Annotated in this window: 7 protein-coding genes; 2 read left to right on the top strand and 5 right to left on the bottom strand. The window is 45.8% G+C overall.

Annotated features, from left to right (window positions below; genetic code table 11):
- Window positions 1-65: 65 nt before the first annotated feature.
- From GPLA_RS21100 to GPLA_RS21090, 3 genes are read right to left on the bottom strand one after another with little or no spacing between them, the layout of a single operon-like run.
- Entirely contained in the window at window positions 66-3287 is a 3222-nt protein-coding gene (locus GPLA_RS21100) for an efflux RND transporter permease subunit (protein ID WP_007107061.1), read from the bottom strand.
- Entirely contained in the window at window positions 3284-4453 is a 1170-nt protein-coding gene (locus GPLA_RS21095) for an efflux RND transporter periplasmic adaptor subunit (protein WP_007107060.1), read from the bottom strand. The genes GPLA_RS21100 and GPLA_RS21095 overlap by 4 nt, the downstream gene beginning before the upstream one ends.
- On the bottom strand, window positions 4450-5808 hold the full coding sequence (locus tag GPLA_RS21090; RefSeq protein WP_007107059.1) for a TolC family protein: 1359 nt from the start codon (window positions 5806-5808) through the stop codon (window positions 4450-4452). The genes GPLA_RS21095 and GPLA_RS21090 overlap by 4 nt, the downstream gene beginning before the upstream one ends.
- Window positions 5809-6037: 229 nt before the next feature.
- Between GPLA_RS21090 and GPLA_RS21085 the strand changes: the two genes are divergently transcribed.
- Entirely contained in the window at window positions 6038-6346 is a 309-nt protein-coding gene (locus tag GPLA_RS21085) for a GIY-YIG nuclease family protein (protein WP_007107058.1), read from the top strand.
- Window positions 6347-6519: 173 nt separating this feature from the next.
- Window positions 6520-9420: a bifunctional [glutamate--ammonia ligase]-adenylyl-L-tyrosine phosphorylase/[glutamate--ammonia-ligase] adenylyltransferase gene (glnE, locus tag GPLA_RS21080; RefSeq protein ID WP_007107057.1), complete on the top strand. Its 2901-nt coding sequence runs from the start codon at window positions 6520-6522 to the stop codon at window positions 9418-9420.
- Window positions 9421-9446: 26 nt separating this feature from the next.
- Here glnE and GPLA_RS21075 read toward each other — a convergent pair whose 3' ends face one another.
- Together GPLA_RS21075 and lpxL are read right to left on the bottom strand one after the other, a co-directional pair.
- Window positions 9447-10064: a TcpQ domain-containing protein gene (locus GPLA_RS21075; RefSeq protein ID WP_040515610.1), complete on the bottom strand. Its 618-nt coding sequence runs from the start codon at window positions 10062-10064 to the stop codon at window positions 9447-9449.
- Window positions 10065-10136: 72 nt separating this feature from the next.
- A complete protein-coding gene (lpxL, locus tag GPLA_RS21070; protein ID WP_040515582.1) occupies window positions 10137-11069 on the bottom strand; it encodes an LpxL/LpxP family Kdo(2)-lipid IV(A) lauroyl/palmitoleoyl acyltransferase in 933 nt (310 codons plus the stop codon).
- Window positions 11070-11193: the final 124 nt, after the last annotated feature.

Below are 11193 nucleotides of genomic sequence, written 5' to 3'. Positions count from 1 at the left end.
AATTGGTATAATGCCCTTAGGTACGCTGGCGGGCTGCGACCTAAGGCGTGTAGAGTCAAAACGGATTAAGGATGTGCTGGGTTTTGTACGGATTTAGCGCTAAGTCCTAAAAGGGTCAATAGCTTGATGATGCCGCGCTTGGCGTCAATTTGTATCATCAGTAAGCCAGGAATTAATATAAGGGTGATCACAGTGGCAAATAAAATCCCGTAACCCAGTGATGCCGCCGCAGGGATCAAAAACTGCGCTTGCATCGATGTTTCACTCAGCAAAGGGACCAAACCTGCGTACGTGGTAACAGACGTCAGTAAAACCGCACGTAAACGACTCGTACAAGATTCGACAATCGCATCATGCACACTCATGCCTTCATCTTTAATCAGCTCGTTAAAACGCGAAACCAGTAACAAGCTGTCGTTCACCACTACTCCACTTAGCGCGAGAATGCCGTTTAAGGACAATATGCTAATGGTTAAGTCATTCCACCAATGGCCGAGTATCGCCCCCACAATACCAAAGGGGATCGCAACCATAATCAACAAAGGTTGAATGTAGGATTTAAGGGGGATCGCCAGTAACACATAAATCACTAATAATGCGGCGATAAACATGGTGCTCATGGAGCCAGTTGTTTCACTTTGCTGCTCAGCTTCACCCGCAAAATAGACATTCAAATTAGGGAATTGCGCTGTTAGCTCTGGTACTAGATCACGGCGTAAGTTATCCACTAAAACGTTTGAGGCAATAACGGACTTGTCCACCTGAGCACTCAAATAGATGGCACGTAAACCATCGATACGGGTAATTTCGTCTTGCTGATATTCGCTGCTTATCGTTGCTACATTGACCAAGGGGACAACTGTGCCATCAGGTAAACGGATACGTGATTGCATGATATCGGCAGGGGTTTTACGCGCATTTTCAGGGTAACGCACCCTCACTTTAACTTCATCTTTGTCGCGCTGATAACGCTGCACAATGGCACCGCCGAACGCTTGTAAAACCTGCTGCGACAAACTGGCAGTGTCCATGCCTAGGGCTCGGCCTTGAGCGTTTAGGGTAAATTTGAGCTGGGGCTGACCGGGGTTAAGATTGTCGTCAATTCCGTTCACGCCCGCAGTATTCTCAAGACGCTCTTTGAATAGTGCGCCTGCCGCCATGACCGTTTCGTCATCCCACGCTTTAAGCTCAACTTTGAAATTATCGACCATTTTTCGTGTCGCCAAAATCTGCAGCTTTTTGCTGCCCTCTGGCGTGCCCGATAGGCGTTGCCATTCTTTGGCGAATTCACTTGAGCTAAATGCGCCGTCGCGAGTCAATTCAACAGATACGCTACCACTGGTATCGCCACTACTTATGACCTGTAAGCTGGTGATTTCGTTTTGCTGTGTTGCAAACTTAGCCATTAAATTTTTCTCAGCTTGTATGGCCGTTTGCTCTAGCATGAATAAGTTACTATTGGTTTGACCGAACGCCGCATCATTTTGCATGACTAAATCTGCGCTAACAGTATCCCCGGAAATACTCGGAAAGAATCCCACTTTGACTGCGCCTGTCATTGGCATTCCAATCACGAGGATCAAAAAGGCAATAAACCCTGCTACTACGGCATAACGGAAGCGCAGTGAATATTCGATAACCTTGCGATAAATATTATCGCTAAACCAATTCAAGCCGTAATCAGCACCATGCTGCACTTTAGACCACAAGCCGCTTAGCCCTTTTTTAACCTCTCGCTTAGTGTTTATGTGCGCTAAATGCGAAGGCAGGATAAGCTTTGATTCCACCACTGAAAGTAGCAAGCATATGGTTACCACGGTGGCAAACTGGGCGTAAATTTGCCCCAGCGGCCCAGATACATTCGACAGCGCCATAAATGCAGCCACGGTAGTAAGCACACCAAATATCGTCGGTATAGCGACTTTCATTGTGCCTAGAATGGTGTTGTTTAGGGTGTCGCCGTGCTGCCTACGCGTGCTGTAAACACTCTCACCAACCACCACAGCATCGTCTACCACTATCCCCAGCGCCATAATAAAACCAAAGGTGGTCATTTCGTTAATGGTCAACCCAGCGTAAGTGTCAGTCATAAAATACAAGGTGCCAAAAAATACAAACGGCAAGCCACCAGCCACCCAAAGTGCCACGCGCACGTTCAAGAATATAGCCAAAATAACGAATACTATCATGATGCCTGTGACCGCATTCTTGGTCAGTAGAGACAGGCGCTCGGTGATCATGTTGCTTTTATCGTACCAACTGGTGAGTTCAACGTTCTGCGGCAGTAAGCCGCGCTCATACCAGTTATCCATCACATTGTGTGCTTGCTCTACAATGACGGTGATATCACTGTTGTCGTCCATTAATATTTCAATGGCCACGGCGTTTTGCTGATTATATCTACCCAATGAATTTGCGTCTTCAGCAAAGGTGTCAGTTACCGTCGCAACGTCACCAATTTTTATTTGCGTACCTGTGGGTGTGGTTAACAATACAATATTGGCAAAGTCACGTTGCCAATAGGCCTGTTCTGCTGCTTTCAAACGAATAATTTTACTGCTGTCACGCAAGCTTGTTGAAAGCGGGCTTGATGACTCCTGATTGATCACATCACTGATATCACTGATATCACTGATATCACTGATATCACTGATCGTTAGACCATAAGCTTGCAACTTCCCTTCATCGATTTCAACTGACATCATGGGGTCAAGCACACCAGATTGCACAACATCACTGATACCCGATTGGGCGAGCAAATCCGCTTTTAGCCTTTCCCCCAAGGTTTGTAATTCGTGGCGGTCGGCGTCACCATAAAGCTGTATCGTTAATGCGTGATCTTGGCGTCTCGATTTATCAATCACTGGCTCTTCTGCATCCGCAGGAAAGTTATTGATCGCATCCACTTGGTTTTTAACGTCGGTCAACAGCTCATCAAGGGAATAATCGGTTTTCTTCTCGATACTCACATGACTGCCGGTGGCGTCAGATGTAGACGTGATGCGCTTAATCCCAGGCACGGTTTCTAAGGCTTCTTCAATTTTTAGGGCTATGCCCTCTTCGGCTTGCAGTGCATCACCGCTGTCGTAAACGACAGAAACAGAAATTTTATCTGGTTCAAGGCTCGGGAATGCCTCTTTTCGTAATGTTGAAAGTGACATCACGCCCATCACTATCACACTAACAAGCAGCAAATTAGCCGCTACTGAGTTGTTAGCAAACCAAGCGATAATGCCGTGCAGCGGGTTATTATTGGCAGATGGCGGTGGCACGTGATGCTGGCTCATAGTGCCTGTTCCTTAACAATCGGCGATATCATCTCCACCATAGGAGATACCTGCATACCTGCTAAATAGCTCACGAGTGGGCGAGTGACCACTTTAGCCTCACTCACGCCGGCTATAGGCTTGATGTACACAAAGTCGCCCCGCTCAAACACTTTATCAGCCATGACATTAACCAAAGTATTTTGCTCGTTCACGAACCAGACTTGACCATTTTGCGAAACGGCAGAAGCAGGTAACTTAATCACATTACTCAGTTGTTTACCGGTGATCTCGGCTGATAAAAATGTACCCGGCAATAAAGGCGTTGCTTGCTCGAAAGGTTTGTCTAGCGCCACTATCACGTTGCGCTGACGAGAGCTGTCATCTAAATGTTGCTCCAAGCGCGCAATGTAGCCTGTCCAACGTGATCCCGTGGTCACATCTTGCAAAGTAACCGTAGCGGATGCGTCACTCCCAAGGTTTTGCCACTGGGACAAAGATAAAGGCACGGCAATTTCGACTCTATCTGTGCTATTGAGCGTCGCAATGGTATCGCCAACGTTCACGTAACTGCCAAGATCAATATCTCGGCTTAATATAACACCATCAAAGGCGGCAGAAATTCGGGTATTTTGCTCGTCGCGCTCGGCGGTTTTTAAAACGAAAAAGGTATTATCAGCGCTGGCTTGCGCCGCTTCTAACTGCAATGTGCGATACACCAAAGGCGAGCTTGGTGCCTGAGTAACCCCTGAGCGCTGCCATTCACGCTTCGCTTGAGCGCCTAAGTCTTTTTCTTCTTGCAAGGCAAGCTGGGCGTCAGCAAGTTCTGCTTTTGCGCTGGCGACTGCTTGCTCGTATGCAGTGCTGTCTATCGTGGCTAAAACCGCGCCTTTTTCGACAATATTACCGGTAGCGAACTGCGGGTTCATGGTGGTCACTTCGCCTTGAACTTGCGCTTTTAGGGTGAGTGCCCAGTGGGCTTGCGCTTCACCATGTCCGGTTACGTAGGCTTGATAGCTACCAGGAGTAGCAAGCACCACCGACACATTAGGGGCACTGGCTTTAGTCGCTACAGGGCGAGGTGCATTGGCACTTTCAGCCATTTTTTTACCGTTATACATGATGGCAAAGCCGATACACACAACAGCAACGACTGTGACAAGAATAGGGGTTGGTGACATTTTCATGATGATACTCCAAGGCCCAGTGCGAGGCCTAAATCAATACGATTAGTTTGTAGGGTGTAATGTAATTGTGCGAGCTGAACTTGTAGGTCGTACACAGTTTGTTGCACTGTGAGCAAGTCCAAAATGTCGACCAAACCTTGTTGGTATTTACTTTGATAGTTGCTAAAACTGCGCTGGGCACTCTGCAACGCCAGCTTTAACTGCTCTTGCTGAGTATTTAACGACTGCTCCTGTCCTAAGGTATCTTCGACTTCATTCACCGCTGTCAAAAGGATGTCTTGATAATTCCAAAACGCCTGCTCGGCATTCAGTTTTGCGATATCAACCTGTGCTCGCAGTGCCCCGCCTTGAAATAATGGCGCGCTGAGATTACCTAGCAAACTCCACACTGGGCTCGTTAATAATGCTTGGCTAGGTGTTTTGGCTAAGTCACTTAACGATGCCGACAACGTAATCGACGGCAACAACGCTTTGTAAGACACATCTACTAAATAGCGCTTTGCTTCAATTTGATAAAAAGCGCTTTGCAAATCAGGACGCCGAGACAAATCTTGCTCAGGGAAGTTAGCCAAAGGCTGTAATACCTCTGGCATCGTCAACGAAACGGAAAAATCATCTAGCGTATCCACGCCCGCGAGCACCTCGATAGCGCGCTTTGACTGAGCAATTTGCTCCGCGTAATCAGCAATCGTTGCTCGGGTAGAAGCGGTACTCGTGCGTGCCGTATCAAGCGCTTCTAAATCACCTAAACCAAATTGATAGCGCTCGATAATGCTTTGTTCATTATTTTGCAGCACCACTAAACGTTGCTGTTCAATGTTGAGCAAGTTCTGACGTAAAATAATGTTTAAGTAGGTACGCATTACGCTGGCAACCAGTGTATCGCGCGCGCCTTGATAATCCGCTTGGCTGCTAACGATGGTCATGTCTTGGGCAGAAACACTGTCTGCGTTCTTCTGCCACACATCGGCCTCCCAACTCACCCCTAATGATGACGAATATTGAGTGCCTTCATCTTTGCTGCGCTGAGCGTTAAAATCAGCGTCCACACTGAACCACTGGCTCGCTGCTGTGACTTGGCGCTGTGCGTAGGCTAATTTTAAAGCCACGTGCATCTGATTATATGAAGGGTTATTTGCTAAAGCTTGGGCAATAATGGGTTCAAGCCCGTCAATCTTGACCAAATCGGTTAGGTAGCTAACGTGTTCTGCGCCTTGTTGACGGTACTGCCATTGCTCATGCTGATTAAGCAGTTGCTCAGTGTCTTTGGCTTTGTAATTAGGTTGGCTACTGCACGCGACTAATCCACAGGTTACAGCGAGCAGCAGCAAAGTCGCTGGCTTGTTGGTATACATAATTTACCCATACTGACTTTATCGATTGCATAAAGGGTAATGAATGATGGGTTAAGGCAAGGTTAAATAATAGGGAAGGAAGCGAAACTTTACGTTAATTTACAGTTCAGGACTGGTTTTGCCCACCAACTTCCCCCCTAAGCGTAAAAAGGTTTTAATTACCCCCTAGCGCTTTTAATATGTAAAAATTCATCCCTTCCGTTTCAAAGGGTTAATAACCGTTACCAATATGCAACCTTGGTTTTTATACATTATTGAAAACAAATATCAGCATTATTACACTGGCATTTGTAAAGACTTGGACAAACGCTTTACCCAGCATTACACCAGCGGTCCTTTGTGCGCTAAGGCGTTACGCGGTAAAGGTCCACTAACGATGATTTACGCCGTGGGCTTAACCGATCACTCTACAGCACTGAAAATGGAAATTTGGGTAAAAAAACTCACAAAAGCTAAAAAAGTACAGTTAGTCAGTGGTAGCCTAAGTAGCCCCTTTAATGTTGAAATGGCACCCTTGGTAAACACCCCTAGCATCTAACGTTAGGGCTGTTATGACGAATGTTAGCGCCAAGCTATAGACAAATATACTTAGCCATATTCTAGAAGTGCAGTGTTTAGAGAGCCCGAGTTCAAATAGACTTAATATAGAAAAATCGTGTACAAACTCATTTAGTCAGTAAGCCATTGCTAACCCGTTAATAGGCCAAAAATATGCAAACTCCTTCCCATCGGCAAAATTTATCTTCGGAATTATTGGCTATCGGCGAACGCCACTGGCAGGCGCTATCAGAGCATGATTTGTTTGAGCCACAATGGTGTGAGCACCAAGCGCAAATTTGCATTGTATTCGCCTTAAGTGATTTTGTTGCCCGCCAGTGCATTCAGCATCCAATGTTTGTGAATGAATTAATCGCCTACCCTGAACAACAAAATCAGGAGCAGGATTACGAAGCGTTACTCAACGCGGCATTAAACGATGTCACCAGCGAAGAGCAGTTGCATAAAACCCTGCGTTTATTTCGCCACTTACATATGGTCCGTATTACTTGGGCTGATGTGACTAACACACAATCCATTGAAGACTCACTCAAACGCGTATCCGCCTTGTCGCAAGCGCTTATCGTGCAAGCCAGTTTGTGGCTAAGAGCAGAGCTATCAAAACGCTTTGGTTTACCTATGGGAGAGCTAGGTGAGCAGCATATGTACATCATAGGTATGGGTAAGCTAGGTGGCCGAGAACTGAACTTTTCCTCCGATATTGATTTGATTTTCACCTATCCAGAGCAAGGCATGACCCAAGGTGGACGCAAGCCCATTGAGCACCAACAATTCTTTACCAAGTTAGCGCAAAAACTGATCACAGCGCTGCATCAAATCACCGTAGACGGTCAAGTGTACCGCGTAGATATGCGGCTTCGCCCCTTTGGTGAAAGCGGACCGCTTGTGATGCACTTTGCTGCCATGGAAGATTACTATCAAGAACAGGGCCGAGAGTGGGAGCGATATGCCATGGTAAAAGGCCGTGTGCTCAATCCTGACGATACCTACTACCCCGAAATTGCTGACATACTTAGGCCCTTTATTTATCGCCGTTATCTTGATTACAGCGCATTAGACTCGCTACGTAAGATGAAGGCGATGATTAAGAAAGAAGTGCGCAGACGTCAGCTCAGTAACAATATCAAACTTGGCCAAGGCGGCATTCGTGAAGCAGAGTTTATCGTACAAAGCTTGCAACTGATCCGCGGTGGCCGCGAGCCGGCGCTACAAGAGCAAGGGTTACTGCATAATTTACACCTTCTAATCGACATGGAAATCCTCCCAAGCGAGGATGCAACATTATTAAAAAACAGTTACTTATGGCTTCGAAAAGTAGAGCACTGTTTACAGCAGTTTGACGATAAACAAACCCAAGTCTTACCCGATAACGACGTTGATAAAATGCGCCTGTGCACCATTTTAGGTTTGGCGGACTATGCGCAGTTCAACAGCGAGCTTTTGAAACATACGTCAACTATCCATGAACAGTTTTTACTGCTTATTGGGGAAGACGCCGCACCTGAATTAACCAAGGACGACGACGCCCTCTCCCCGCTAGAAGATTTATGGCTATTACCCTTAACCCCAGAAGAGCAGCACGAAATACTCAGCCAATGGTTATCCCCTGAACAAGCCGAAGCATTTAACGCCTCTCTTGTGGCATTTGGTGATAATTTAAGTGCTAGTCGTATTGGTCAGCGCGGCGAGAATATACTCAACAAGCTTATCCCTCAGCTACTGTTCGTCATTTTGCAACAAACACCCCAAGCGGCAAGCCAAAGCTTAGATCGTTGCTTAAAAGTATTTCGCGCCATTTATGGGCGTACCGCCTATTTAGATTTATTGTTTGAAAACCAAGGAGCGCTCAAGCAATTAGTCAGTTTGTGTTCTGCCAGTCCTTGGGTAACCGAGCAGATCAGTCGATTTCCGCTATTGCTCGACGAATTGCTCAATCCAGCACAATTAGTTAATCCCACAGAGTTAACCGAATATAACGCTGAGCTTAGGCTAGCGATGCTGCGCGTGGATGAAAGCGATTTAGAGCAACAAATGGAAGCATTACGTCAATTTAAGCTTTGCCAACAACTAAAAATTGCCGCGGCTGATATCACAGGTGTATTGCCCGTGATGAAAGTCAGTGACCATCTTACTTTTCTCGCTCAAAGCATTATTCGCCAAGTGGTTAATTTAGCGTGGCAACAAATGACTGAAAAATACGGCGAACCTGATTATGCTGATATACCGAATGAACAGCACGACATGCTCAGCCGAGGTTTTGCAGTCATAGGTTATGGTAAATTAGGTGGCTATGAACTTGGTTATGGCTCAGATCTCGATTTAGTGTTTCTGCATAATTGCACCAGCAGAGCTGCAACAAATGGTCCAAAATCCATAGAGTCTGGGTTGTTTTATCTCAAATTGGCCCAGCGTATTTTACACTTATTCAATACCAAAACGGCATCAGGCCATTTATATGAAGTGGACATGCGTTTACGTCCATCTGGCAATGCTGGGTTACTTGTTTGCCATATTGATGGCTTTAGTGAGTATCAAAACCAAACAGCTTGGACGTGGGAACATCAGGCGCTAACACGCGCACGCTTTATCGTAGGTAGCCCAAGTCTTGCCCAAGAGTTTTCAGTGGTACGTCATCAGATACTATCGCAAAAACGCGATATTAAACCTCTGCAAGAAAGTGTTGCTCAGATGCGTGAAAAAATGCGTAAGCATTTAGGCTCCTCATCAAAGGCTGGATTTGATTTAAAACAAGACAGTGGTGGTATCGCGGATATCGAATTCATCGTTCAATACTATGTATTAGCCTATTCCTGCGAGTATCCGGCGCTGTCCAAATGGCCCGACAACGTTAGAATTTTGCAGCAACTACAAGCCAGTAAGTTACTTGGAGAACAGGATACACAAATCCTAAATGATGCCTATTTGACCTATCGTAATACCAACCACAGACTAGTCTTACAGCAATCTGAACAACCCCCTGATGGCGATCAGTTCATCCAGCTACGTGAAGGGGTCAGCCGAATTTGGCAGCAACTATTTACAATGCAAAGTTAAGCTCCACAAAGTAACGGCAGTGACAATCAGCCTACGACTTTGCAATTCTGTTTTAAATATTGGCTAATCACCGCAGTGATCACCAATGAACGTTGCTTAGGGCATACATAAGTTTTTACGGTGCCATCGAAATTACTGTCGATGGCGCGAGAAATCTCATGCAGACTACCCACAATTGAGTTGTCGATTTGAAAGGCATGCTTAATGATAAAGTCACGATTAAGTTCCCATATTACCTGCATACCTTCTGATTGAGCATAGGAGATAATACTATCACGCAATGTCGAACCGGCTTTGAATGAGCGGTGTTTGTATTCGCCTACCCAATTAGGTGCCAGTGGTTTTTGCAGGCTTTCCATCTTTTTTAAGCGCTCGCCAAGGGGCGTATCTGACATATTCACCACATTGACAAAATCCCCTATGTTTTCCCCCCTGGGATGGCGTGATGACAAACGGTATTCAGCATAAAAATCCGTCATGTTCTGAGCAACAGACTTAGGTCCTTCCCCACCTTCTGGTATCGGTGCATTGATATTCATCTGCTGCAATACAATCACGAAAATCGCAATCAGGATCAACGCCAAAGCTAATAGGGCGTGACGCCACCATGCAAATGATTGAGATTCACTGGGATTGTGTTTCATTGCTACCATAACTACCTTAAAAACAACAAACTGGACGAGTGCTAATTCACTCTACAGACAACCATTTCACCCTTAGTCATACAACGAAGGGTCATCTTTATTGGGTCGCGTTTTAAAACGCTTATGCATCCACAAATACTGCTCTGGTGCTTCTAACACGAGAGACTCAACCATTTTATTCATACCAGCTACATCTTCTTTATCGTCACCAGAGGGGAAACTCTCCAGTCCGGGAACCACTTTAATTTTGTAACCCGTGGCGGTTTTAATCGATGCAAGAAAAACAGTTTCACAATTGGCCTCCTTGGCAAACAGTAATGAGCCCGTCGTGGTGGCCGTTTGCTCAACGGCAAAAAAGGGCACGAATTCACATTTTACTCGACCATAATCTTGATCAGGCAAGTAAAAGCATATTTCGCCATCGTTGAGCGCTTGAATAAGCCCCCGTACATCGCGTTTATGCACCATGTACTTGTTTGAGCGATTACGCCCGTGATACTGCATGTATTCCATCAGTGGGTTGTTATGCTTGCGGTAAAACGCCACCGACGGATTGCGCAGGCCTGCCACCCGCACCGCAAATTCCAAATTCATATTGTGAATAGCGTAGGCTAACACCCCTTTACCTTGCGCTAAAATTGCCTCGATGTGTTCATATCCTTCAAACTCAGCCATTTTTTTGATCCGCCAAGTAGGCCACCACCACCCCATGCTGGCTTCTAACAAGGCCATACCTGCATTATCTAGATTGTCAGCAAGCAATTTTTGACGTTGAGCCGGGCTATAATCAGGAAAACACAGCGCTAAATTGCGTTTAGCAATCTGTACGCGCTTTTTTGCTAACACAGACAACAGTTTACCGAGTCCCCTGCCGATATATGTCTGTAGCCTATACGGTAACCAAGAAATCGTATAAAGCAGGACGATACTGACCCATGTTAGCCAAAACCGTGGGTGTAAAAACGTCAATGTGAATGTTGGGGCGGCAACAAAAGATTGGTGCAAGGTCGGATCCGAAGCAAAAAAAGTTGGGCTATTGTAATCGACAAATGAGCGATTACTAATTAACTGGGTATAAAGTTTTAATTACTTTATTCTATAGATTCTAAGTTTGTCCCAATGCAGCGCC

The organism is Paraglaciecola polaris LMG 21857, from assembly GCF_000315055.1.
GTDB classification, from domain to species: Bacteria; Pseudomonadota; Gammaproteobacteria; order Enterobacterales; family Alteromonadaceae; genus Paraglaciecola; species Paraglaciecola polaris.
Note: the sequence above shows the minus strand (reverse complement) of the source record. Positions and strands in the feature narration are given on the sequence as shown.

Bases quoted from the DNA above. Each gene is read 5' to 3' on its own strand.
- GPLA_RS21095 (WP_007107060.1), bottom strand. From the start codon at position 4,453: ATGAAAATGTCACCAACCCCTATTCTTGTCACAGTCGTTGCTGTTGTG.
- GPLA_RS21085 (WP_007107058.1), top strand. From the start codon at position 6,038: ATGCAACCTTGGTTTTTATACATTATTGAAAACAAATATCAGCATTAT.
- GPLA_RS21100 (WP_007107061.1), bottom strand. From the start codon at position 3,287: ATGAGCCAGCATCACGTGCCACCGCCATCTGCCAATAATAACCCGCTG.
- glnE (WP_007107057.1), top strand. From the start codon at position 6,520: ATGCAAACTCCTTCCCATCGGCAAAATTTATCTTCGGAATTATTGGCT.
- GPLA_RS21075 (WP_040515610.1), bottom strand. From the start codon at position 10,064: ATGAAACACAATCCCAGTGAATCTCAATCATTTGCATGGTGGCGTCAC.
- GPLA_RS21090 (WP_007107059.1), bottom strand. From the start codon at position 5,808: ATGTATACCAACAAGCCAGCGACTTTGCTGCTGCTCGCTGTAACCTGT.